The organism is Capnocytophaga canis (assembly GCF_000827555.1).
In the GTDB taxonomy this organism is placed as follows: Bacteria; Bacteroidota; Bacteroidia; order Flavobacteriales; family Flavobacteriaceae; genus Capnocytophaga; species Capnocytophaga canis.
The window spans coordinates 1-25,788 of the sequence record NZ_CDOI01000068.1; the positions used below are offsets into that span (position 1 = coordinate 1).

At 35.2% G+C, this 25,788-nt stretch carries 22 protein-coding genes; 8 read left to right on the forward strand and 14 right to left on the reverse strand.

The window, feature by feature from the left end; translation table 11 throughout:
• Positions 1-669: nucleoside transporter C-terminal domain-containing protein (locus tag CCAND38_RS02160; protein WP_042343507.1), on the forward strand; the 669-nt coding region annotated here is incomplete at its 5' end.
• Here CCAND38_RS02160 and CCAND38_RS02165 read toward each other — a convergent pair.
• Positions 666-1,106: a deoxycytidylate deaminase gene (locus tag CCAND38_RS02165; protein ID WP_042343508.1), complete on the reverse strand. Its 441-nt coding sequence runs from the start codon at positions 1,104-1,106 to the stop codon at positions 666-668. The genes CCAND38_RS02160 and CCAND38_RS02165 overlap by 4 nt on opposite strands.
• A 4-nt stretch (positions 1,107-1,110) precedes the next feature.
• On the reverse strand, positions 1,111-1,671 hold the full coding sequence (locus CCAND38_RS02170; RefSeq protein ID WP_042343509.1) for an L-threonylcarbamoyladenylate synthase: 561 nt from the start codon (positions 1,669-1,671) through the stop codon (positions 1,111-1,113).
• Between the two features lie 182 nt (positions 1,672-1,853).
• Between CCAND38_RS02170 and CCAND38_RS02175 the strand changes: the two genes are divergently transcribed.
• Positions 1,854-4,034 (forward strand): FUSC family protein, encoded by a 2,181-nt coding sequence (locus CCAND38_RS02175; protein WP_042343511.1) that lies wholly within the window; start codon positions 1,854-1,856, stop codon positions 4,032-4,034.
• A 53-nt stretch (positions 4,035-4,087) separates the two neighbouring features.
• On the opposite strand, the gene CCAND38_RS02180 is transcribed toward CCAND38_RS02175, so the two are convergent.
• The 5 genes from CCAND38_RS02180 to CCAND38_RS02200 form a co-directional block, all read right to left on the reverse strand.
• Entirely contained in the window at positions 4,088-4,459 is a 372-nt protein-coding gene (locus CCAND38_RS02180) for a PUR family DNA/RNA-binding protein (protein ID WP_042343512.1), read from the reverse strand.
• A gap of 205 nt (positions 4,460-4,664) precedes the next feature.
• On the reverse strand, positions 4,665-5,426 hold the full coding sequence (locus tag CCAND38_RS02185) for a lysophospholipid acyltransferase family protein (protein ID WP_042007534.1): 762 nt from the start codon (positions 5,424-5,426) through the stop codon (positions 4,665-4,667).
• 19 nt (positions 5,427-5,445) lie between these two features.
• Positions 5,446-6,639 carry a tRNA 2-thiouridine(34) synthase MnmA gene (gene mnmA / locus CCAND38_RS02190; protein WP_042343513.1) on the reverse strand — a complete coding sequence of 398 codons (1,194 nt, stop codon included), beginning with the start codon at positions 6,637-6,639 and terminating at the stop codon, positions 5,446-5,448.
• A 117-nt stretch (positions 6,640-6,756) separates the two neighbouring features.
• Positions 6,757-7,485, reverse strand: coding sequence for a lysophospholipid acyltransferase family protein (locus tag CCAND38_RS02195; RefSeq protein ID WP_042343514.1), 729 nt, complete (start codon positions 7,483-7,485; stop codon positions 6,757-6,759).
• Between the two features lie 154 nt (positions 7,486-7,639).
• A complete protein-coding gene (locus CCAND38_RS02200; RefSeq protein ID WP_042007529.1) occupies positions 7,640-8,050 on the reverse strand; it encodes a BrxA/BrxB family bacilliredoxin in 411 nt (136 codons plus the stop codon).
• Positions 8,051-8,230: 180 nt separating this feature from the next.
• Here CCAND38_RS02200 and acs point away from each other — a divergent pair, with 180 nt between their 5' ends.
• On the forward strand, positions 8,231-10,219 hold the full coding sequence (gene acs, locus CCAND38_RS02205) for an acetate--CoA ligase (RefSeq protein WP_082021448.1): 1,989 nt from the start codon (positions 8,231-8,233) through the stop codon (positions 10,217-10,219).
• 117 nt (positions 10,220-10,336) lie between these two features.
• Here acs and CCAND38_RS02210 read toward each other — a convergent pair whose 3' ends face one another.
• From CCAND38_RS02210 to CCAND38_RS02225, 4 genes are all read right to left on the reverse strand, one after another.
• Positions 10,337-11,560 carry a DUF3667 domain-containing protein gene (locus tag CCAND38_RS02210; protein ID WP_082023495.1) on the reverse strand — a complete coding sequence of 408 codons (1,224 nt, stop codon included), beginning with the start codon at positions 11,558-11,560 and terminating at the stop codon, positions 10,337-10,339.
• A gap of 5 nt (positions 11,561-11,565) precedes the next feature.
• A complete protein-coding gene (gene yihA, locus CCAND38_RS02215) occupies positions 11,566-12,162 on the reverse strand; it encodes a ribosome biogenesis GTP-binding protein YihA/YsxC (RefSeq protein WP_042343532.1) in 597 nt (198 codons plus the stop codon).
• A gap of 70 nt (positions 12,163-12,232) precedes the next feature.
• On the reverse strand, positions 12,233-13,000 hold the full coding sequence (locus tag CCAND38_RS02220; RefSeq protein WP_042007525.1) for an alpha/beta fold hydrolase: 768 nt from the start codon (positions 12,998-13,000) through the stop codon (positions 12,233-12,235).
• 289 nt (positions 13,001-13,289) lie between these two features.
• The gene (locus CCAND38_RS02225) at positions 13,290-14,333 is read right to left on the reverse strand and encodes a DUF3810 domain-containing protein (protein WP_042343517.1); all 1,044 of its coding nucleotides are present in this window, start codon (positions 14,331-14,333) and stop codon (positions 13,290-13,292) included.
• Positions 14,334-14,577: 244 nt separating this feature from the next.
• Between CCAND38_RS02225 and CCAND38_RS02230 the strand changes: the two genes are divergently transcribed.
• Positions 14,578-16,038 (forward strand): aminoacyl-histidine dipeptidase, encoded by a 1,461-nt coding sequence (locus CCAND38_RS02230; RefSeq protein WP_042343519.1) that lies wholly within the window; start codon positions 14,578-14,580, stop codon positions 16,036-16,038.
• A 115-nt stretch (positions 16,039-16,153) separates the two neighbouring features.
• On the opposite strand, the gene CCAND38_RS02235 is transcribed toward CCAND38_RS02230, so the two are convergent.
• Positions 16,154-16,978 carry a universal stress protein gene (locus tag CCAND38_RS02235; RefSeq protein ID WP_042007519.1) on the reverse strand — a complete coding sequence of 275 codons (825 nt, stop codon included), beginning with the start codon at positions 16,976-16,978 and terminating at the stop codon, positions 16,154-16,156.
• 371 nt (positions 16,979-17,349) lie between these two features.
• Between CCAND38_RS02235 and CCAND38_RS02240 the strand changes: the two genes are divergently transcribed.
• The 4 genes from CCAND38_RS02240 to gcvP all read left to right on the forward strand — a co-directional run bounded on the left by CCAND38_RS02240 (position 17,350) and on the right by gcvP (position 24,344).
• Complete coding sequence (locus CCAND38_RS02240) at positions 17,350-17,793, forward strand: hypothetical protein (protein ID WP_042343520.1); 444 nt, start codon at positions 17,350-17,352, stop codon at positions 17,791-17,793.
• A 143-nt stretch (positions 17,794-17,936) separates the two neighbouring features.
• Positions 17,937-18,647, forward strand: coding sequence for a GLPGLI family protein (locus CCAND38_RS11315; RefSeq protein ID WP_197066316.1), 711 nt, complete (start codon positions 17,937-17,939; stop codon positions 18,645-18,647).
• On the forward strand, positions 18,628-21,285 hold the full coding sequence (locus CCAND38_RS02250; protein WP_082024935.1) for a TonB-dependent receptor: 2,658 nt from the start codon (positions 18,628-18,630) through the stop codon (positions 21,283-21,285). The genes CCAND38_RS11315 and CCAND38_RS02250 overlap by 20 nt, the downstream gene beginning before the upstream one ends.
• A 212-nt stretch (positions 21,286-21,497) precedes the next feature.
• Complete coding sequence (gene gcvP, locus CCAND38_RS02255) at positions 21,498-24,344, forward strand: aminomethyl-transferring glycine dehydrogenase (RefSeq protein WP_042343522.1); 2,847 nt, start codon at positions 21,498-21,500, stop codon at positions 24,342-24,344.
• 258 nt (positions 24,345-24,602) lie between these two features.
• On the opposite strand, the gene ric is transcribed toward gcvP, so the two are convergent.
• Both ric and CCAND38_RS11320 read right to left on the reverse strand, forming a co-directional pair.
• Positions 24,603-25,319 carry an iron-sulfur cluster repair di-iron protein gene (ric, locus tag CCAND38_RS02260; protein ID WP_042007513.1) on the reverse strand — a complete coding sequence of 239 codons (717 nt, stop codon included), beginning with the start codon at positions 25,317-25,319 and terminating at the stop codon, positions 24,603-24,605.
• A gap of 137 nt (positions 25,320-25,456) precedes the next feature.
• Complete coding sequence (locus CCAND38_RS11320; protein ID WP_052458084.1) at positions 25,457-25,753, reverse strand: hypothetical protein; 297 nt, start codon at positions 25,751-25,753, stop codon at positions 25,457-25,459.
• Between the last annotated feature and the right edge of the window lie 35 nt (positions 25,754-25,788).

Below are 25,788 nucleotides of genomic sequence, written 5' to 3' on the forward strand. Positions count from 1 at the left end.
GCGGCATCTGTAATGGCAGCTCCTGGAGCCATTGTGATTTCAAAAATATTGTATCCGCAAACTGAAAATTTTTCAAATGAATCCAAAGTATCGGTAGAAAATGTAGGTTCAAACGTATTGGATGCTATCGCTAACGGAACTACCGAGGGATTAAAATTAGCTGCCAACGTAGGAGCTATGCTACTTGTTTTTGTAGCTTTCATTGCGATGATAAACTACATTTTCGGTTGGATTGGCGATATTACTTCGCTTAATACAATCATTAGTGAGAATACTTCCTACAAGTCTCTGTCATTGGAAATGATTCTTGGAGTTCTATTTTCACCTCTGATGTGGCTCATTGGAGTAGCTAAAGAGGACATGATGCTAATGGGACAATTGTTAGGTGTTAAATTGGCATCGTCTGAGTTTGTGGCATATACGCAATTAGCAGATTTAAAGAACGTGGCTTCTGCTTCACATTTAATGTACGACAAATCCATTATCATCGCAACCTATATGCTTTGTGGATTCGCTAATTTTGCATCAATCGGCATACAAATAGGAGGCATAGGCTCGTTGGCTCCTACACAGCGGAAAACATTGTCAGAATTTGGATTGAAAGCCGTTTTAGGTGGTTCGTTAGCATCTCTTTTGTCGGCAACCATTGCAGGGATGATTGTAGGTTAAACATCTTCGGTTTCCGATAGATGTACCAATTCTACACCTGCCTTTTTGAGGAAATCAATTCCCTCATCATCTTTGTAAAGTTCTTTGTAGACAACTCGTTTAATCCCCGATTGGTGGATGAGTTTACTGCATTCTTTGCAAGGCGACATGGTAATGTAAAGTGTTGCCCCTTCTGACGATTGGGTTGAAGCCGCAACTTTCATAATTGCATTAGCTTCAGCATGAAGTACATACCATTTCGTATCCCCATTGTTGTCTTCACAACAATTATCAAATCCTGTTGGAGTGCCGTTATAACCATCGGAGATAATCATTCGATCTTTAACGATGATTGCCCCCACTTGCTTACGCTTACAGTGTGATAATTTAGCCCATTCCATAGCCATTCGCATATAGGCTTTGTCGTAACGTACTTGTTTGGTATTCAATATGTTCATAATCTTATCTTAAGAATTCTATGTTTCCGTTCGAATCAAAAAACACCAATCGAGAAGGTGACTTTACTTTTGTATCCATTTGGCGATATCGCACCACGTAATCGCAGTTATGAATAATCTCGGCTTCTATTTCCTTGAAAATCTTTGGAGTAGGTTTGCCACTAATGTTTGCTGAAGTGGAGACTATCGGTTTTCCGAACTGTCGGATGATTTTTTGGCAAAAATCATCTTGAACTAAACGTATTCCAATCGAATTATCTACTGCGATAACGTTTTTTGCTAAATTTTTTGCTTTTGGATAGATTACTGTTGTAGGTTCAGGGTTCTTTTTAATAAAATTAAACACTACATCAGCAACATCTTCTGTGTAATCACGTAACATTTGTTCAGAATCTACCAAAACGATCAAACTTTTGCTTTCGTTTCGTTGTTTTATACTAAAAATTTTAGTTACTGCTGCTTCATTAGTGGCATCGCAACCAATCCCCCAAACTGTATCCGTTGGATAAAGTATTGTTCCTCCATTAGTCAGCGTTTCCACCGTTTTTTTGATATCTTTTTCCATTGTTATTTTCGTCTGATTCTGAATACTTTTACCATAAATAGAATAACTCCAAAAACGTAACTTTTCTCCACAGCTTTACTCAAATTTCCTCTTGGAGTAACTAACCTTAGTGAAGTTTTCTCGGTTGTGAGATCTTTCGACGAGAAACTTTCGTATTTTTGTGGCGAATATACTCAAAAAAAATGTATTTAGGAATCATTTCTTTTTTTAAAAGTTTTTCTTTCTTCAAAGGCATACTCAAAACTATAGCAGTCATGGTACCTATTGGAATAGGTTGGTACTTTAATGCTTTGGAAGTAGGTCTCCCAATAGGGCTAACCATTATTGCTATTTCACCGAGTGATATTCCTGGAAATCGTAAGCATCACATCGGAGGGTTACTCGTGGCAACACTTTTGGCAATGATGAGTTGCCTTTTCGTGAATTTAGCTTTTCCATACTTTTATATCTTGTTGATAACCATATTTTTACTAACGTTTTTCAATGCCTATATTTCCCTTTATGGGCATCGAGCTTCCATGGTAGCTTTCTCAGGATTATTCAGCATTGCATCAACTTTATCGCACATTGAGCAAGGCGAAGGCATTTTTTTACATCTATTGTATATATTCATCGGTGGGGTGTGGTATATCTTGCTAGTTATGTTCTATTTATGGATAAAACCGCGTCAATACAGTGAGCAATTGTTGGGTAAATGTTTTTCGCTTACAGCGGATTTTTTTTCGGTACGAGCCCGTTTGTTGCTGTCCGAGGACAGAGATGAGGGATTTAAAAAAATGATTGATTTACAGACTCTTCTGAATGAAAATTACGAAAAATTGCGTGATGTTATTCTCAATTCACGTAGTAAATCAGGTAAAACCGATTATTTGCAGAGACAATTTTTAATGTTCATTGAATTGGTGGATATTTTTGAATTAGCTCTGGCAAATCCTGTGCAATATGAAAAAATTGACAAGGAATTTGCTGAAAATAAGGATATATTACGATTTTATTCCGATTTTTTAGAAGAACTTTCTCGGCAGTTACAACAAATGTCGGTTTATATTGGTTCTCGCAAGAGTGTTCAGTTGGATAATTCGCTACAAGAAAAGCTGTTGCTCATACAACAAAAAAATAATAAGTTTAAGACGCAAAACAATAGAGACTCGGACAAAGAAAAAGTATTAACTATTCGAAATTTTTACATCTATATTGAAAATCAGTATAATTCTATTGAAAACATACGAGTTATTTTTGAAAATTATTACCAAAGTAATATAGGCAAACGTGATGAAGAGAGCTATCGAAAGTTTGTAAGTTCCCAAAGCTATTCATGGAAACGACTGAAAGATCATATTTCGTTACAATCATCTTTCTTTAGACACTCCATTCGAATTTCAATAACAACTCTAATTGCTTTTCTAATAGGCGATTATTTTTCGATTAGTAATGCGTATTGGATTGTGTTAACTTTGTTCATCATTATGCGTCCTGGGTTTGGGCTCACCAAAGAGCGGTCCCTCAATCGAATTTACGGAACAATTTTAGGTGGAGTAGTCGCTTTTGCGGTAATATATCTCTTTCCGAATCCGACTTTACATCTTTATGTTGGGGTGCTTTGTATGCCTATTGCTTTTGGATTGATGCAGGAGAATTATATGTACGCTTCTATTTTCATCACCATTAGTGCTATTTTTATGTTTGCATTAGCTTCGCCCGATGTTTATGCTGTGATTCACGATCGAGTACTCGATACGGCTATCGGTGTAGGGCTTGCGTTCGTGGCTAACTATCTGATTTTGCCTACGTGGGAGTACCGAACCTATGGCGAAGCTATTCAGAAATCCATTCGCGCAAACATTGGCTATTTGAAGCAAGTGAAGTCCGTTTTTAATACAGATCAAGTTATTACCAATGCGTATAAAATATCTCGAAAAGAAGCATTTTTAGCACTTTCCAATCTCAATGCTACTTTCCAGCGGATGATGCAAGAGCCTAAATCCAAGCGAAATAAAACAGCCCTAACCTACGGGATTATCGTAATCCAGCAGTCGTTCCTTTCGTCTGTGGCTTCCTTGGGTGTTCGTCTGAAAGCTCATAAAACAACTTTCCCAAAAGAAGTTTTTAACCAAGCGATAGATGATCTCATTACATCGCTCGAAATGAATTTAGCTTTACTTACAAACGAATTCACTGTAAATGTTCAGAATTATGAAATTTTCGTAGAAAATTTCCATAAATCTGTTCAAAATATTATTGAAAAACAGGAGCTTTCAAAACAAAGTCCAATTTCAAAGCGTGAAACCCAACTCTATCTGGAACAGTTCAAATATCTCTTTGGACTTGCTAAGAATTTGGAACAGGAGTTGAAAAAGTTATGAAATAAAATTAAAAAAGTTTGTCTTCAAAAAGAAAACAAACTTTTGTTAAAATATTATTGTAAATCTTCAAAGTTGAGATTAATGGTAGAGTTGTAGCCATCTATACTATAGCCTTGAAATGCTCTTGTTTTGAAATTTTTTTGGTGTCTTTCTGAAATAACCTCTTCACCTTTTTCCTCGAAAACGTAGCCTGTCATTTCATTGAGAATATCTTTAAATGGCTCAAAATCTTCTTTGTACAAGTAGATTTTATGTTTTTTGTAATGGAAAGAACCGTCTTCATGTGTGAATTTTTTACTTTCTGTGATTGTCAGATAATAATCCTTTGCACGTGTAGCTCTCACATCAAAGAAATAAGTTCTTCTTCCAGCTCTTAATGCTTTTGAAAAAATTTCTTCATTTTCTAAAAATTCTTTCTCTTCCATAGTTGTTTATTTAAAAATAATTGAAAATCATCTCTGGGCAAAAGTCTAAAAAAAACCTTAATTAGACAATTTTTTTTGCAAAAACATTCTCATATAAATTATTTTTTATGATAATTTTATGAATAAGAATAAAAAATATCTGTAAATATTAAATTTATCTTAAAAAGTCTGATTTCAATCCGAGTGCTTTGAGGAGAAAGTTTTCTCAAGACAATGTTACTGAGTTAATTTTTTTGAATGTTTCATGCTGTTCAATTGCCAATTCTATTTTTTCAACTATTTGCTCTACACTTTCATTTTCGTAATCAATCTGTAAAGGGTCTTTAATTACCATGGATTGTTGAATGCCTTTTTTCTTGAAGTTTATTCCTTTTTTGTCAAACGATCTGCGAAATCCGTCAATGACAATAGGCACAACGATGGGTTTATATTGCCTGATGATATGTGCTGTTCCTTTGCGTATTGGTTTCCAAGGAGATGTTGTTCCCTGAGGGAAGGTAATGACCCATCCATCATCAAGTGCCACCCCTATGTTTTCAACATCGCTTTGTTTCACTTCTCTTTGGATATCTTTACCTTTTTCTCGCCAAGTTCGGTCAACGGTGATGGCTCCTGCATATGCTAAAATTTTAGGTAATATGCCTGATTTCATCGTTTCAGAGGCCGCTACGTAATATATGTTCAGTTTTGGATTCCACAGATAACCAAAGCCTTTGAGTGAGTCTTTTCGTCCCTTTAAACTTGCGTTGAAAACATGCAACATAGCAGCCACATCGGCAAAATAAGTCTGATGATTAGAGATGAACAAGACATTGTTTTCTGGCAATTGACGGATGATATCCGAGCCTTGTATGTTTAGTTGATTGATTCCGTTGTAGCGTCGGTGTGTGATGAATCCAAAAACCCGAATTACCCAACGTTTTATCCATAAAATATGTCCAAAAGGATTTCTTTTAAGTAATTTCATAAGCGTATCTTTTTGGTTTTTAATTAATTACTCCGCTTCCAATAAGCTCGTCATCTTCATACCACGCTGCGAATTGTCCTTCAGTAATAGCACTTTGTGGCTCTTTGAAATCAATGTACAGCCCGTTAGCTACCTTGTGGAGAGTGGCTTTTTGAAGCGGTTGTCGATAACGAATGCGTACCATGAAGTCTTTACTATCTCCTGTTTTTAGAGCCAAATCAGTTCGTACCCAATGCACATCTTCTTCTCTTATGAACAGTGCTGAACGGAATAGACCTTGGTGAGTGTTGCCTTGACCTACGTAGATAATATTCTGATTTACATCAGTTTCTATAACGAAAAGTGGCTCAGGTGTACCTCCAACATTCAGTCCCTTCCGTTGCCCTTTTGTAAAGAAATGAGCTCCTTGGTGCTTTCCTTTTATTTTTCCATCAGTAGGCTGATACGTAAAACGCTTTGAACGAAATTCTAACTCACTTTCGTACGATTCAAAATTTAACTGTTGATGCCGTTTTGTATATCCTTCCCAATCATTTGGAATTTCAATAATTTTTCCTTCTTTCGGGAGTAATTGTTGTTGTAAAAACTCAGGAAGACGTATTTTTCCAACAAAACATAAGCCTTGCGAGTCTTTCTTTTCAGCAGTTATCAGCCCTTGTGCGGACGCGATGGCACGAACTTCAGATTTTTGTAACTCACCAATTGGGAAAAGAGCTTTACTTAATTGATTTTGAGATAATTGGCACAAGAAATAGGATTGGTCTTTGTTGCTGTCCTTTCCTGCTAAAAGTCGGTATATTTTTTTTCCTTCAACATCCGCTTCCTCCTTACGACAATAATGCCCTGTTGCCACATAATCAGCACCTAAACTGAGGGCTAAATTCATGAAAACATCGAATTTTATCTCTCGATTGCACAGCACATCAGGGTTTGGAGTACGTCCATTTTCATACTCACTGAACATGTAATCGACGATACGTTGCTTGTAAGGCTCACTCATATCAACCGTTTGAAACGGAATTCCTAACTTTTCGGCCACTAATAGTGCATCATTACTATCCTCTAACCATGGACATTCATCTGAGATTGTTACTGAATCATCATGCCAATTTTTCATGAAAAGTCCAATAACCTCGTATCCTTGCTGTTGTAGCAAATAGGCAGCTACACTGCTGTCAACTCCACCACTTAAACCAACTACAACTTTTTTCATATTTTCTTATGCGAAAACTACTGTTTATTGTTAAAGAGTATGGAATAAGTAAAGATTATTAGCAACTACATTCCATACCGTTGTTTTTAATAAGCAACTTAGAACTTGCTTCTATACTTAAATTATTTTCGAAACGACTAATTTTTCAACCTCCACGATTTGTTGATTGATATTGTTTAGATCTATTTTTATGGGTGTATGCACGTAAAAGGTTATTTTATTTCCCAATCCCATTGGAAAAGCACCGTATTTGAGTACTTTCCATGAGTTGTTAATTGTCAAAGGCACTACATATCCATCAGGCATTTGTGACATAATGGCTTCTAATCCTTTGGTTTTGAAAGGTTTTGGTTTTCCGTCACGCCTTCGTGTTCCTTCAGGAAAAATAAACCCAGCATCATTGTTTGCTTGTAATGATTTACCAAATTCTATTAGCTGAGGTATAGCATTTTGTGGCTTACTTCGGTCAATTAATACTGAGCCATTATGGCGTAGGTTTATTGTTATACTTGGAGTTCCATTGCCTAATTCTTTTTTACCTACGAAGCGAATCGCATATTTTCGTAAAAACCAAATCAAGGGAGGAATGTCATACACACTCTGGTGGTTGGCAACAAAAATCAGCGGTGTGTTTTCAGGTAAAGGAGATTCAAATGTTAAATAAGAACGATTGCCTGTCATCCACATTACGTGTACTAACAAGAAATTCAAAAAATCGACTACTGCTTTATGCGTTTTTCTACCAAAAGCGTGAATCGCAATCCATTGTATTGGATGGAAAATAAGAAGTAAACTCCCAAAAATGAGATAATGCAAAGCACTAAGCGGGTAGGATATTATTTTCATAGGATATAAAATAAAACAGTTTATCCCAAAAGGGTTGGTTTCATTCCAAATTTGCGAGGAATATTTGCATTATCGACTTACAAAAATTCCTCGCTCTTTCGGAATGATAGTGCTATACAAATTTGATTTTTCTAACACCTGTGTGGATTTCTGATTAACAGAACTCGTCGTAAGCCTGTTTCAAATTATCCGAAATAGTTTCAGCATAACGTCCTTCGATGTGATGACGCTCTAACATATGCACTAATTCTCCATCTTTAAATAAAGCTATGCTAGGCGATGATGGAGGGAAAGGGAACATGAAATTACGAGCTTCTTCCGTTGCCTCACGGTCAACTCCTGCAAAAACGGTTGTTAAATGATCAGGTTTTTTTGCGTTTTGAAGACTCTCAATCACTGCTGGACGTGCGTTACGTGCCGCACAACCACACACCGAATTCACTACAACTAAGGTTGTTCCCGATTGTTTCAATGCTTCCTTAACGGCATCAACCGTTTTTAATTCTTGAAAACCAACATTTGTTAGCTCTTCTATCATTGGTTTTACCAACTCTGGTGGATACATAATTTTACTTTTTTTTAGTTAGGGAGCAAAGATATGAAATTAATTTGAATTATAAGTTTTTTGTGATAGTAGGGTTGCTGGGAGAAGAATATATCTATTCGATTTTGTTCGATTCGCTTCGTTTTTTTTGGTTTTTCAAAAAATATCCTTACTTTTATCGCAAACAAATTGATTCTGATTATGAAATACGAAAAAAAATCTACCGGAAATCTTCAAAATTTAGAGAACTCTTCACAGAAAATCCACGAGTCGCTCAAAGCCTTGAACGAACGTTACTACAACATTAATTCCTTGGCAAGATATATCGATATTTATCGGCTTTCTCAAAATGACCCCATTGAATTTTGGGAAACTATTGCCAATAACAATTTCCAATGGCGTAAGAAATGGGACTCTGTGTTAGAATGGGATAAAGAGAAAAGCGAGGTAAAATGGTTTTCAGGAGCAACGCTCAACATCACCGAGAATTGTATTGATCGACATTTAGCACATCGAGGCGAACAAACTGCGATTATCTGGGAACCAAACGATCCTAAAGCTCCTGTTAGAAAGTTAACATACAATGACTTAGCCAGAAATGTTTACCGAATGGCAAACGTACTGAAATCCCAAGGTATAAAAAAAGGAGACCGCGTGTGCATTTATCTTCCAATGATTCCAGAACTAGCAATTGCTGTGTTAGCATGTGCGAGAATTGGAGCTGTACATTCGGTAGTCTTTGCAGGGTTTTCATCGTCTTCATTAGCATCACGTATCAATGATGCTAACTGTAAAATGGTTATCACGGCAGACGGTGGATTGAGAGGAGAGAAAACAATACCTTTAAAAAATATTGTTGATGAAGCTCTTAAAGAATGTCAATGTGTTGAAAAAGTGTTAGTGGTGGAACATACGCACCAACAAGTTACAATGCACTCTAATCGTGATATGTGGTTAGCACCTTTATTTCAAGAGGCTTCCGAATTTTGTCCCGCTGAAACAATGGAGGCGGAAGATATGCTTTTTATCCTATATACTTCAGGGTCAACGGGCAAGCCTAAAGGAATCGTACATACAACCGCAGGATATATGGTCTATTCAGCTTTTACCTTTAAGAATATTTTTCAATATTCGGATGGCGACGTGTATTGGTGTACGGCCGACATTGGCTGGATAACGGGACATAGCTACATCGTTTATGGGCCACTTTTGAATGGAGCTACAACTGTAATTTTTGAAGGCATACCTTCTTACCCTGATTTTGGACGTTTTTGGGAAGTTGTTGAGAAACATAAAGTTAGTCAATTCTACACAGCTCCAACTGCAATCCGTTCCTTAGCTAAGCAGTCGTTGGAGTTTCCTCAGAAATACGATTTGTCATCATTAAAAATTTTAGGATCGGTTGGAGAGCCTATCAATGAAGAGGCATGGCACTGGTACAACGATCACATTGGTAAAAAACGTTGTCCAATTACTGATACGTGGTGGCAAACCGAAACAGGCGGTATCATGATTGCTCCTATTCCGTTTGCAACACCAACCAAACCAACCTACGCCACTTTTCCTTTACCTGGGATTTTCCCTGTTCTGATGCAAGAAAATAAAGAAGAAGTTACTGAAAATTCTCGAGAAGGACATTTGTGTATTGCATTTCCTTGGCCGGGAATGGCTCGAACCGTTTATGGAGATCATCAGCGATATATTGACACTTATTTTTCGGCATATGAAGGAAAATATTTTACGGGTGACGGAGCTTTTCGTGATGAGGTTGGTTACTACCGAATTACGGGACGTGTGGATGATGTAATCATTGTTTCTGGTCATAATTTAGGAACAGCTCCTATCGAAGATGCTATCAATGAACATCCTGCTGTTGCAGAGTCGGCCATTGTAGGTTTTCCTCACGACATCAAAGGAAATGCTCTTTACGGTTTTGTGATTCTTAAAGATGAAACACGTGTGCATGACAATGTGCGTCGTGAAATCAATCAACTCATAGCTGATAAAATTGGAGCTATTGCTAAATTAGATAAAATACAGTTTGTTACTGGTTTACCTCGTACCCGTAGTGGAAAAATCATGCGTCGTATTTTACGAAAAATAGCATCTAATGATGTGTCAAACTTAGGCGATACAACTACTTTGGTGAACCCTGAAATCATCGAAGATATTATCAAAAATGCTCTATAAAGTTAATGGAATGTTTTAGTTACAAAAATTGTATTTGATACACGTAATTTTTCTGTATTTCAAGTTATTTTTAATGTAATGTAGCTCAGTACGACAAAAAAATGCCGTATTGAGCTATTACATATACGCAACTGAAACATATCCGATTAACATTCCAATAAAGAAAGATGTTGCAAAGTACAAGAATGTGAGTATCAATGATTTAAATATAGTTTTCGAAATGGGTTCCTCATATAAAATTTTGTTAGAAATTGTAAAATAAGTGACCAGTCCAGCCATGCAAATCACATACAATATCCAAAAAAAGGTATTTAGTCCACTCCATAAAAATATTCCCATCAAAATGCTTGTAAATAAATAGATTACCGTATGCAAATGCAAGGAATGAATTAGGTGTATGTACATTTTTTTGTATTTTTTTCGAAAGAAAATAAGCAACAATAGGGACACAAAAGGCATCATTAAAAGCATAGTGTAGGATGTGATAGATAAGTATTTCGCTATTTGTGTATCCGTAAACTCCGTCATCTGGGTTACAGTTCCGAAGGTAAAAACACCCACTTGCTTGATCGAATTGCGGAGCCTGATATGCTCAAAACGGTCAAGCTCTTTCCATTTTGTTGTAATTAAGGAATCTGTTTGGAAACTATTCTCGTAAACAGTTTTTAATTCTTTGAGAGTAAGTTGATATTTTCCCACCCAAATAGTATCAAACTCAGGTTTTTTATTGAGAAATACTGCATAGCTGGAAGCAATTTTTTGACTTCCTATACTAAATTGATTATCCCAAACTCCTACTCGAAAATCTGAGAATATATTTTTATCCGCCCAATTGTTGAAAGTTTTCCTGTTTAGATTATTCCATTTGTTTTTATGTTTCAAAATACTGTCAATAAATGATTTAATTTGGTCAGAATTTGCATCTTTTAGTTGCATATATTCAGCCTCCGTAATTTTCAATTGCGTGGACGTTACCGACTTATTAATACTTGTGAACATACGTTGCATGAAACCCGAATGTGAAGCTTTTTGAAAAGAAAAACTCAAAATCACAAAGAAAATGAAGGAAAAAAATAAATACAATTTGAAAGGAGGTACAAAACGAATACGTTTTCCTTCTACGTATTGTTTGGTAATTTGTCCTGGGCGTAAGATTGTTTTGAGTGTGTTCCAAATTTTATTGTCAAAGTTGATGAACGACCCAAAAAAATCACTTGTTAATTCTTTGATAGAGAAATCATTATAATGGTTCTCCTGTCCACAATTATGGCAAAAATTATCCTTTGCCGAGAGCATCGTTTGGCAATTTGGACATTGACTAATTCGTTTTCTTCTCTTCATAAGTACTATCGCAGACTTTTATTGATATCTTCAATATACTGTAATAGCTCTTCTTTTCCCAATCTGCTCTCCGATGAAGTGACAAAATATGGTGGAAATTCCTCCCAAGTTTCGAGTAGAGTTTGTCTGTATGCTTCTACATTTCGCTCAATAGCATTGGGTTTTAGTTTGTCGGCTTTGGTAAAGATAATTGCGAACGGAATGCTATTTTCCCCTAACCAGTGCATGAATTCTAAATCGATTTTCTGAGGTTCGTGACGCACATCTACCAAAACAAAAGCACAAACCAACTGATGGCGTTTTTCAAAGTACTGTGTAATAAACTTTTGAAATACTTTTTTGGTGCTTTTTGAAACACGTGCATACCCATATCCAGGCAAGTCTACCAAAAACCAATTATTATTGATTTTGAAATGATTGATAAGTTGTGTTTTTCCAGGTCTGCCAGAAGTTTTTGCCAGATTCTTGTTGTTTGTGAGCATATTAATCAACGAAGATTTCCCTACGTTTGATCTTCCAATGAAGGCATACTCTGGAAGTGGTTCGTTAGGGCATTTACTTACATCGGAATTACTGACGACAAATTCGGCTTTGGTAATAATCATTTTTTTTCTAAAAGTTTATTGGATTAAAAGCGAAAAATCACTGTATTTAGTGATTTTCCTTCTTAATTTAATGTATATTCTGTTTAATAAGCCAACTGTTTAGCAGTTCGTTAAACTTATCTGGATGTTCCATCATAGGGGCATGTCCACACTTGTCAATCCAGAATAACTCTGAATTGGGTAATAATTCGTGAAACTCCTCAGCCACACGCGGTGGCGTTACAATATCGTTTTTGCCCCAAATTAGGCAAACGGGAGTCGTCATCTTTGGTAAATCTTTTGCCATATTATGGCGAATAGCACTTTTAGCAAGAGCCAATGTTTTGATGAGTTTTCCTCGATCGTTGACGTCTCTAAATGCTTCATCTACAATTTCTTTGGTAGCGATAGCAGGGTCGTAAAACACCTCTTCACACTTCTTTTTGATAAACTCATAATCACCTCGGCGAGGGTAGCCATCGCCCATAGCACTTTCGTAAAGACCTGAACTTCCTGTCAATATAAGGGCTTTCACACGATTTGGGTGTAATTTAGTATAAAGCAAACCAACGTGTCCGCCTAAGGAGTTCCCCAACAGGATTACTTCCTCAAAATTTTTGTGCTTTATGAATTTGTGTAAAAATTTCGATAAAGTTTTAACAGATGTGGTAAGTAAAGACATTGAAAACAAGGGTAACTGAGGAATCACTACTTTATAGTTAGCTTTCGAAAAAAAAGAAATTACACCTTCAAAATTACTTAATCCGCCCATCAGCCCATGTAAGAGGATTATTGGGGTTCCTTCCCCTTTTTCAATATATGAAAATTTTCCTTCTTGTTTTACTTCTGTTGTCATCTATTTTAAATGGAATTTTGTAAGCAAATATACTACTTAAATTCAAATTACACAGAAAAATCACATGTTTTTTTATTCAAAATCACATATTTTTTTGTTTTCTGTCATTTATTATGAAATTAACCGCTGATTTTTAACATTTTAAGTGTTTAAAAGTGATTTGTCTCAATGTATAACCATATTAAATAAAATTGTAAGCGAAATTAACAGACAGAATATTTTTAATGATAGTAATAGACGTTGTTAACGTGTGATGTGGTGGTAATTGAATTATGCAATACTCTGTTTGTCAATTATTTATTTTATTTTTTATAAGTAAGCCGACCACTAAGTTATAGCTTTTTATACCGTGTTGTTGTTTGTTTGCTTTTAGAAAAGCGTCGTAACTGGCTTTAAAAATCGGCTCGGCTTTGTTTTCGTACTGCATCCAAAATTCTCGAACTTCTTTATAATTTTTGAAAATTCCCTTGTTAACTTTCGATGTAAATTCGTCGTATTTTTCAGGATTTACTTTGTAGACTTCGTTCAGTAGATAACGTAAGCCAAACAGCGAAGCACTGTATTTAAAATATTGATTTTCACTTTTTTGTGCAGATAAATATCCCAAATAATTAGCTTCATCCTCAGCGGCATACCCCATTTGGTGAGCAATTTCGTGACAGGCTGTAACTGGAACTGAGTAGCCTATGAGTTTTCCATTAACTTGAGTTTCGTTTGTGAATGGATTCAAGTAACCGCTGTAGCCCATGTAGGTCAAAAAGGTGCTGTACAGGGAAGGTTTAACGCTTTTTATACTGACAAAATCGGTGATTTTTTCGTAACCTAATGGATAACTTTGGTATGCAAGTTTATATATTTCTTTGTGAGAAAGCGTAAAATCTACCTTAACAGAATCCTCTTTTGCTAAGATTTTATGCAGGTTATTTGCTTCATTAACAAATAGTTGTGTAGCTTTATAAAGCTCTTTTTCGGTGTACTTTGTGTCTATCTGTAAAGTTTCAGACAGAGGTTTTCGAAAATAATTGAACCCCCAAAGGAAGAAAAAAACAAACATCACCAACGCTACAAAAAAAAGTAATTTATCGAAAAACCAAAGTGGGCGTTTCCATAGATTCTTTCCCTTTCTCAGGATAAAATAAAGGATGTAACCTATTGAAATTGTGTAAAAAATGTCACCGAACGAAAACGGTAACCACCCCCATGTATAATGTTGAATGATGGCGATGTATGGATATATTCCTGTACTGTAAATGGATTCGGTCAATTCAGAATTGTTGCGAAAAACAATCCAGATACTCACAAAAAAAATGTAAAAAACATACTTGAGTTTCATTGATGATTTTAAGGTTTAGTATATAGATTTGAAATATTTTTCCAAATTAAGGGAGCTTCCAAGTAGCAAATTAACTTCTAAAGCACTAAAATTCACTCCTCAATTTCCAAAGAAACGATACGCTATAAACTGGTTTATTTGCGTGTATTAAAAAGTGACTTTTCTTTTGTTTTTTGCAAAAGTACAGATTTTTATGATTAACTTTGTACGCATATACGAAAAATAATTTATTAAACAACATTATATGAGTACAGAAATACGAAATTTAGATCCAAAGGCTTTGTGGGAGAATTTTGCAGATCTTAATGCAGTGCCACGTCCATCAAAAAAGGAGGAGAAAGTTATTGATTTTATGATGGATTTTGGAAAAAAACTGAACCTCGAAACATTAAAAGACGAAGTTGGTAACGTAATTATCAAAAAACCAGCCACCAAAGGGATGGAAAATTGCAAAACAGTAGTGTTGCAATCTCATCTGGATATGGTGCATCAAAAAAATAACGACACTATTTTTGATTTTGACACGGAAGGTATCAAAATGAGAATTGATGGTGATTGGGTTAAAGCAGAAGGAACTACACTTGGTGCTGATAACGGAATTGGTGTGGCTGCCATTATGGCAATTCTGCAAAGTACTGATATTGCTCATCCTGCCATTGAAGCTCTCTTTACTATTGATGAAGAAACGGGTATGACTGGGGCGATTGGACTCAAGGGAGGGTTGCTCAAAGGTGATATACTTCTGAATTTAGACACTGAAGAAGATGATGAAATCGACATAGGATGTGCTGGAGGAGTGGATGTTACTGCCTATCGCGAATATGACGAAGAGCAAACGCCTGATAACGTAACCTCCTATAAGATAACTGTAAAAGGATTACAAGGTGGGCATAGCGGAATGGATATTCATAAAGGATTCGGGAATGCTAACAAGATTATGAATCGCTTACTTTTCGACGGATTTGAAAATTTTGGACTTCGAATAGCCGAGCTTAATGGAGGAGGTTTGCGTAACGCTATCCCGCGAGAGAGTGTTGCGACTATAGTAGTAGATAAGGTGCAAAATGAGGCTTTTCAGTTTGAATTTCAACAACTTGTTAAAACTATTCAACACGAACTTGCTGTAACTGAACCGCAACTTGTTATCACGTTGGAAAACATAGCTACGCCTGAAAGGGTAATGGAGTTAGGAGTACAAGAAGGAATTTTGCGATCAATCTACACTGCCCATAACGGAGTATATGCCATGAGCCGAACCATAGAGGATTTGGTAGAAACGAGCAATAACATCGCAAGAGTAATTATCAAGGACGGAGAAATCAAGGTGTTATGCTTAACACGTTCATCTGTAGAGTCAGCAAAATTCGATTTAGCAAATGCGTTGCGTTCAGCTTTCGAACTTTCAGGATGTGAAGTAACCTTTACAGGGAGTTATCCAGGTTGGGAACCAAATGTCAATGCTTCGATATTAAAGGTTCTCAAAGAGCAATACGAAATCCTTTTTGGTGAAAAACCTAATGTAGTAGCTTGTCATGCTGGGTTGGAATGTGGAATTTTAGGGCAAAACTATCCTGAAATGGAGATGATTAGCTTTGGGCCTACTATCCGAGGAGCTCATTCACCCGATGAAAAGGTAAGCATCTCTTCTGTACAGAAATTCTGGAAATATTTGTTAGAGATTTTGAAAAACACTCCACAGAAATAATCCCAATTGATGCGGAAGAACTGTTTTAAAAGGATTGATTTTTAGTAAAATGAGATGATTAAATAAAAAATGGCGCTTTTTTCGAAAAAAAAGCGCCATTTTTACATTTTTTGTATTATAGTTTAATGGTTAATACAGGTTTTGTTGCATGATTTACCAAATCACTGCTGATGCTTCCATTGAAGAAGTGAGCAATACCACGGCGTCCACTTGGGAACATACAAACCAAATCAACGTTATTTTCTGCAACATAGTTCAAAATTCCTGTTTCTACACGAATGTCGTTGTAAACATGTGTTTCAAATTTCTTAGCCGACACCTTATCCGTGGATGAGAGGAATTCTTTCATACGTTCGTTAATTTCCGTAGTAGTCAAAAACTGGTATGGAGTGTTCACATACACCAAATCAACCTTAGCGTTGAACAATTTTGCAAACTTCACTGCTTTCTCAAATGGTTTTAAGAATTTTTTTGAAAAATCACATGCGAACATAACGTGCTTAATTTGTAATTTTTCTTCTGGATTTTTGATTACCAACACAGGAACACTCGCCGAACGAATCACCTTTTCGGCATTTGATCCAATGAAAAGCTCCTTAGAGCCGGATGCCCCGTTGGAACCCATAAACACCAAATCTATATTATATTTCTCAATAGCCTCTTGAACAGCATCCGTTAATGGCTGTGTTTCTATAATATCCTTAATTTCAACATCCTCACCAATTTCTTTTTTAATGTCAGAGAAACGTTGTTTTGATAAGTTTAGAAAATACATAGCTTCGGGAATAGAAACCTCACTTTGAGTTACTAATCTAAAGGGTAATTCAAGAGCATGCAACAAAAAAATTTGTGCTTTTTGGCGTTTCGCTAAACCAATTGCCACTTTCAAAGAGGCGATTGATTTCTCAGAAAAATCGGTAGTAACAAGAATATTTTTCATTTCATCAGTTTTTACACATTAATAATCAGTTCATTCGGAATGATAAATCTCGTTAGTTTTTACCTTTCCTTTTTCGTGTATAAAGATACGAATAAAAATCGGAAAATAAAAATATTGATGATTTTATTTTTTTATTTTTATTACTTTCGTTTTGCTTGGATTTCACATTGTATTCAAACATATGACGGTAGACCAGACCTTCAGTGATCAGTAAAAGGTGAATTGGTCATTAATACTAACACTTATCTACAAAACAAATATTTTTAGTAATAAAATACAAAATAGAGCAATTAAAAAGTTAAATAAGTGTAAAAAATATAATTTATAAAATTATTTTCGTACCATTGTAAAACAAATTTAAAAATCATTTTATGAAAAGAAACTTGTTTTTAGGTTTAGCATTAGTTATGCTAACAGCTTGTGGAGGCACAAAATCACCAGAATTGAAGCGTTTGGAAGCCAAAGAGGAAATTTTATCTTTGAATACCAAACTTAATAACTTAAAAATTGAATTAGAAAAAGAACGTATCGCAACAGCAGGATTTCGTGATGAAGTAGCAAAAATAAATGCTAATGCCGACGAGAAAACTTCTTCTTTTTCAAATTCTGATGACGCTTCGGATGCAGCACAAAAAGCACGAAGAGCACGAACAGCTTTGAAAAAGGCACAAAAAGCTAATAGAAATTTGGCAAAAAGTGAAAGAAAAATGCAAAAAATACAACGAAACATTAGTAAGGTAGAGACCAAATTGGAAAAGCTCAATAAAAGCATTGAATTTGTGCCCAATTCTGAAACAAACCCTGCTAACCAGTAATACAAAAAGAGGCTGTCCGAAAAGTAAAGTTTTGATAATTGAAGAAAATAAGATGTTTATATTCAGGATGTTGAATATAACTTTTCTTTAGGATTGACTTTTAAGGACAGCCTATTTTAAAGTTGAAATTAATGTATAAACATATGAGAAATATTCTTTTTGTACTAACACTTCTACCTATATTCGGACTAAAAGCTCAACAAAAAGGGAAAATCACTTACGAATTAGTGGTTACCAAAAATCCTGATGGGAAAAAGAAAAAAAACTCCGAACAATTTCAGTTAAATACAGAAGAAAATGCATTACTTCTGAATAAAATGGAGATAGAGGTTTTTTTTGATGAGGAAAATTCTTATTTTCCAGCTATTATGGGATACGATGATAACAATGCCATGGCAGCTTTTGGTTTGAAAAAGGATATTTTTGTTTCCAATAGAGAAAAGGCGTCCTTTCTTCCAACTGACTATAATGGAGAAAAAGTCCTTAGAAGAAAGGGAAATTATGACTGGAAAATACACTCCGAAACGAAAAAAATTGGTAAATACATTGTACATAAAGCCACCGCAAAATATTACAACAAAGAACTCATAGCTTGGTATGCTCCTGAATTTCCCTATTCCTATGGCCCTGTAGGTTTTTTTGGTTTGCCTGGTCTTATTTTGGAGATAGGCGTTAAAGAAGAACTTCTTTATGCTTACCGCTTCAAAAAACTACGATTTAGCAAAAAAAATCAAGTAAAAAAAGCACCAAATTTGAGAGTTGTTAGCTCCGAAGAAATGAACAAATACTACATCGAATATTACAAAAACCTAAAATTAAACTACCAAAATTTAATTGAAGAATCTAAGGAATAATATTGTTTTTTTTATTTTCTGTTTTGTTAGTGTTTCAGTGTTTGGACAGGAGCTAAATGGGTATGTAACAGATACTTTGAACAATCCATTGCAGAATGCCAACGTCATTGCTTTTCCGAAACAGCATGATGACAACACTCCCGTTTTCTCCATTTCGGATGAAAAAGGGAGATATCGACTGTTATTAAAACCAAAAGTCACATACGAAGTGAAAGTTTCTTATTTAGGATTTACTTCGCAAACATTTGTGTATGAATCTACTAAGGGAGTGACTATTCATAACTTCCGATTAGTTCCTTCCACCGAAACCTTGGATGATGTTGAGGTTACCTACCAACGTCCCATAACTTTTCAAAAAGATACGACCACTTACTTGGTGGAAGCGTTTACCACAGGCAAGGAACGAAAATTAGAGGAGCAATTGCAAAAACTTCCTAATGTAGAGGTTAATTCACAAGGAAATATTACGTTCAAAGGAAAGAATGTCAGTACTTTATTGATTGAAGACAAGCCTTTTTTTAGCGGAAGTACCACTTTGGGAGTGAAAAACATTCCTGCCGATGCGGTAGATAAAATCCAATTTATAGAGAATTACAACCAAGTCAGTTTTTTAAAGGATGTGACTGATAATAAGGAAATTGCGATCAATATAAAATTGCGAAAAAATAAGAAAGAATTTATTTTTGGAGACCTACAGGCGGGGTATGGAAATACTGACTACGGGTTGCTTCATGCTGCGTTGTTTTCGTATTCACCTGATTTTAGTGCTAATTATATTGGAGATTACAACAATTTTGGCTCTCATGTTTTTTCAAAAGAAGATGCCCGACGCTTTCAAGGAGGCATGAGTGCTTTCATCGAAAATCCTCACAGGAAAGATAATTTGGTTGAATTCACAACCGAAAATAACAATGTAATAAAAAATGAATCTTTACTGAATGCATTCAACGTAAACTTCATTCTAAATAGTAAATTTAATATCTCTGCATATGCCATTGTACATAAAAATACTATTGAAGAAAAAAGAAACTATTTTTATAATTATCTGGAAACAAATATTTTAGAAAATAGGCAACAACAAAAACAATTCAGAAATAATCTCGCTATGTTCAATTTTGAGTTGAATTTCACTCCAAAAATTGGAACAAAATGGAAATATAACATCCATAGTAATATCACTGAGAGTAAGGACATAAGTGACTTGCTATCAAATTACTACAATTTATCACAAAGCATATATTTCCCTCAAAAAAAGTTTGATATTGACCTGAAACAATATCTCGAAAGACATCAGTCTCATCACGCAAAATTAAAAACTACCTTTGTTGTTAATCACTCTTTTGAACGAAAATATATTGACAATCAATGGCTTTCTAATAAGCCAATGATGAATGATTTGCTGCCTATTTCAGTAGATAATTCGTATGATATTTCAAGTATAGAACGCACTGATAATCAATTATTCAATCTGTTATATAAACAATATCGAATAATTGACAACCGAAACCATGTTTACTTTTCGATTGGGAATAACTTATCAACAGCATCTCATCAATTGTATAGTTTCCAATCACTTACAAATGGGAGTACGAATGATTTTACTTCATCTGTGTTCACTAATTCCGTTGATTACTTGTTAAATGATAGTTTTTTCAATGTTGAATATAAGATAAAAATAGGTAAATGGATAAATCGTTTCTCAAACAAAATAAGGTTTTATCAACTTGAAAACAAGTCACTTATAGGAAATGTGTCTTTTAATAAATGGGCTTATGAACCTGAGGTAAACTCCGAATATGATTTTAATTCCTCTGAAACTGTAGAAGGAAATTATAAACTCACAAATGAACTACCCAGCTTCAATAATCTAACGGAACATTACACTTTGAAGGATTTTAATATGCTCTTCAAAGGGAATAGCTTATTGCGTAATGAAGGGTATCATATTTTTAATTTAATGTATTACAAATCAAATATATATAAAAATTACTTTCTAACATCACTATTTAATTACACCCAAAAGAATAACCCTATCAGTTATGACGTGGTTCAGCAAAACGTCAATCAGTTTTATAGTCCCATACAGATGAAAACTCCCGAAAAGATGTGGTTTTTCAATCTGGTGGCAAACAAAAAAATAAGCGTTTTCCGATTTTTAATTTCCTCTTCTTTTAGAGGATTTTATTACAATCGTAATATAAATACAAAATCAGCGAATATTTCTCACAATGTTCAATCAATAAATTTGATAACCAAAACGTTATCCTTAAAAAACTACGAGTTTAACGTAGGGTATTCACATCAATTTAACCAATTTAAAAGTAATTTTTCGGATAGTTTTCAAAGGCAATCCTTACAAATTGAAACCAAAATCAGTGCTGTGAAAAATTGTACGCTCGATATTGCCTACAAATGGCATAATCTCATAAAAACGAATGCTAAAAACCAATATAATGATTTAAAAGTAAGCGTTTTGTATCGAAAAGAGAAATCTCCTTTGGGTGTTGAAGTTAAAATTCACAATCTGTTAGATACCAAAGTAAACTATCAAAAAACAACGTCTGATTATTTGATTAGTGAACAAGAGATAAGTGTTTTACCTCGACTTTTCCTAATTTCATTGATTTATGACATATAGTGTGTGTATGTAAATCGTCTTTCTTTTCAAAATTCGATGATATGATCAAGCACATGTATGCACTTTATTCTTTGATTTGAAAGTCTTTTGTCTTCAGGTCCTCTTTCTTCTTAATGACCATTTTCTTCTCTTAAAATCCATTGCCTATTTCTTGCAAAATTATATTTTTAGTCGTAGCTTTGTGCTTAATTTCAAAAGATTTATTTATAATTATGAATACAGAAAATTTTAGCATACGCCACATCGGTATCTCAAAAGAAGACGCGGCTGAAATGTTACAAACCATTGGTGCTGCAAGTTTAGATCAACTTATTGATCAGACAATTCCCAAAGACATTCGCTTGAAATCTGCTTTAAATCTTCCAAAAGGTATTAGCGAACATCATTTCTTACAACATATTACTGAATTAGCTCAAAAAAATAAAATCTTCAAATCGTATATCGGTTTGGGATATCACGAGGCATTGACTCCTTCTGTGATTAAGCGAAATATTTTTGAAAATCCAGGTTGGTACACGGCTTATACTCCTTACCAAGCAGAAATTGCACAGGGTCGTTTGGAGGCTTTGTTGAACTATCAAACTGTAGTTATTGAATTAACAGGCATGGAGATTGCTAATGCATCTCTTTTAGATGAGGGAACTGCGGCAGCAGAGGCGATGGCAATGGTGTTTGATTTGCGTTCACGTGAACAAAAAAAGAATAACGCTAACAAATTTTTTGTTTCAGAAACAGTGTTGCCACAAACACTTTCTGTTTTACAAACACGTGCCAATCCTTTCGGAATTGAGTTAGTGGTTGGAAATCATGAAACTATCACATTGGACGACACTTATTTTGGTGCTATTGTGCAGTATCCTGCCACTAATAATGGTGAGGTGTTTAATTATGCGGATTTCGTAAACAAAGCTCACGATTTAGGAATTAAAGTAGTAGTTGCCGCCGATTTATTGAGTTTAGTGTTATTGGAAGCTCCTGCAAAATTTGGTGCTGACGTTGTAGTTGGAACATCCCAACGTTTCGGTATTCCGTTAGGATATGGAGGGCCTCACGCAGGATATTTTGCTACCCGTGAAGAATATAAACGTTCAATACCTGGTCGTATTATCGGGATTACCATTGATGCAGATGGAAACCCTGCGTTGAGGATGGCTTTGCAAACTCGTGAGCAACATATCAAGCGAGATAAAGCGACTTCAAATATCTGTACAGCACAAGTGTTATTAGCAGTAATGGCAGGAATGTATGCCGTTTACCATGGTCCTAAAGGATTGCAGTTTATTGCAGAAAGAATCCACCAAACGGCGGTTACATTGAAAAACAGTTTGGAAAAATTGGGTGTTACTGTTACAACAAAAACATTTTTTGACACCATTTCTATCAAAGCAGATGCACAAAAGGTAAAAGCTATTGCGGAGAAACACGAAATAAATTTCTTTTATCCAAATCAAGACACTGTTTTGATTTCTGTTAATGAGGCTACGGGAGTTGCTGAGTTGAACCAAATCATTACTGTTTTTGCAGAAGTAGTTGGAAAATCAGTAGAAGAAGTAACTACTTTGGATACAGCGAACGCCATTCCTTCGGATTTAGTGCGTACCTCAGAATTTTTAACCGCTCCTGTGTTTAATTCATACCACAGTGAAACGGATATGATGCGTTATATCAAGAAATTAGAGCGTAAAGATTTAGCATTGAATCACTCGATGATTTCATTAGGTTCTTGTACGATGAAGCTGAATGCCGCTACTGAAATGTTGCCCTTGAGTATGGGACAGTGGGCAAACATACATCCATTTGTGCCTAAAAATCAGGCTCTTGGATATCAAGAAATGCTCACGGAATTAGAAAAATCCTTGTCCATCATCACAGGTTTCGAGGCTACATCGTTACAACCTAACTCTGGAGCAAATGGTGAATACGCGGGATTAATGGTCATCCGTCAGTATCATATCTCAAATGGACAAGGACATCGTAACATCTGTTTAATACCTTCATCGGCTCACGGAACCAATCCAGCATCAGCAGTAATGGCAGGTATGGAAGTAGTAGTAACTAAAACGGATGCTCACGGAAATATTGATGTTGCTGATTTAAAAGAAAAAGCTGAAAAACATAAAGATAATTTAGCTGCAGTGATGATTACTTATCCTTCAACGCATGGAGTGTTTGAATCATCAATCGTAGAAATTGTTAATATTATCCATGAAAATGGAGGACAGGTTTATTTGGATGGAGCAAACATGAATGCACAAGTGGGGCTTACCAACCCTGGAACTATTGGAGCAGATGTGTGCCACTTAAACTTACACAAAACATTCGCTATTCCTCACGGAGGAGGAGGGCCAGGAGTTGGACCTATTTGTGTAGCCAAACATTTAGCACCTTTCTTGCCTACGAATCCAATTGTTTCAACAGGAGGAAATGAAGCCATCACAGCAGTTTCATCAGCTCCTTATGGAAGTGCTTACGTATGTTTGATTTCGTATGCTTATATCAAAATGCTAGGAGCAGAAGGATTAGCAAACGCTACACGTTATGCGATTTTGAATGCTAACTACTTGAAAGAAAATTTGAAAAATTACTATGAAATCCTCTATACGGGAGAGCAAGGACGTGCTGCCCACGAAATGATTTTGGACTGTCGTCCGTTCAAACAAAACGGAATCGAAGCTACTGATATTGCAAAACGATTGATGGACTACGGATTCCACGCTCCAACGGTTTCTTTCCCAGTGGCAGGAACCTTGATGGTAGAACCTACTGAAAGTGAAAGTAAAAATGAACTAGATCGTTTCATCAGTGCCATGATTTCTATTCGTCGAGAGATTGAAGAGGCTACACCAACAGATGAGGCTAATGTGCTGAAAAACGCACCACACACCTTGTCAATGATTACTGCCGATACTTGGAATTTACCTTACAGCCGTCAGAAAGCTGCTTTCCCTCTGGAGTATATTGCAGAAAATAAATTTTGGCCTACTGTACGTCGTGTAAATGAAGCGCATGGTGACCGTCATTTGATTTGTTCATGTGCTCCAATTGAAGCGTATATGTAATTGAATATCAATAGGTGAAAAGAAAAACTTTGTTGAAATCTTTTGATTTTGACAAAGTTTTTTTCTTATTGTAAAGAAGAGAATAGACGATACTGTAAAAAGAAAAGTGTTAAAAATTAAGTTCTTACTAATGTAAAAGTTATATGCTGTTTTGAAATGAAGAGAAAGAAAAATTTGTAATGTTCAAGAGTGAAAATCTTAAATTAAGCAAAATAAATCTGCTTGAGTGTTGAAACTCAAACAGATTTAATATTGAACTTAATTTAGTTGAGTTTTTAAATCAACTATTTTCGGAAAGAGTATATTGTTTTCTAAATGAATAGATTGGAGTAAATTTTCCTCAAATTCTTGGAGCATTGCAAAAGCTACACGATAAGTACTACAAGCATCCATAGGAGGTGTATACTTGTCAGTTAGTTGTGAAATTGATTCAAAACGATGAGCCTCCGTAGTAAACATCTCTTTTATTATTGAGATTGTGTTTGTGATTTTTTCAAAATTTAGGTTTAGAAAAGCTTGATTATTTTGTTGGCTATGTGTCAATTCTCCGATGAGAGGGAATAAAACCTGCTCTTCTTTTTCCATACGTTTTTCTAATTCGTACGTATTTTCTGTGAATAGCTTGTTTATTTCAATTAATTCAGGATGTCTGCCGCCGTGAACTCGACAAAGTTTATCTAAAAACTGCAACAAGTAAGGCGTTTTCTCTCTAACGTAATTGTGGTGTTTACGGACGATGTAATCTGTTAAAAGGTCAAGAGACCAATCATTTACTTTTAAAGAATCATCTTTTTCTTTAGTGATGGTGTTTAGGTCATTGATGAGTTGATTTTCATTTAAATCTTTTTTGTCACAGGCCTCTGTAATAGTTCTTCCGCCTTTGCAACAAAAATCAATTCCGTATTTTTTGAAAATAGCGGCTGTCCGGAAGTCCTCAGCTACAATCTCTCCAATGGTTTTGTTTTTTAGTTCCATGTTTAACTTATTTAATCTTGCGCAAAGATACAATTATTTTTCAAATAAAATACTTTTTTGTCTTTTATTTTATTGAGGTATAGAAAAAGCCACACTACAAAAAGGTGGCCTCTTAAAAATTACATTTCAATAAATAATTACTTTACTTCTTTTTCTTTAGAGCAAGACTCCTTGTCTTTTGCTGCTCCGCTTTTACAACAAGATTTTTTCTCTTTAGAAGAGCAAGATTTTTTCTCTTTAGAACAAGATTCTTTATCTTTCGATTTTCCACTTTTGCAACAAGATTTTTTCTCTTTATCTTGTTTAACTCCATCCTGATCCTGTGTCGTTTTTTCAATTGACACGTTCACTTCTTCACCCAAAGTTGTAGCTTGAACATTAGTTATAGCAAACATAAACAATGTAGCTGTTGCAATTCTTACGATTTTCTTCATTTATACTAAAATTTTAAATTAATAATATTATTATT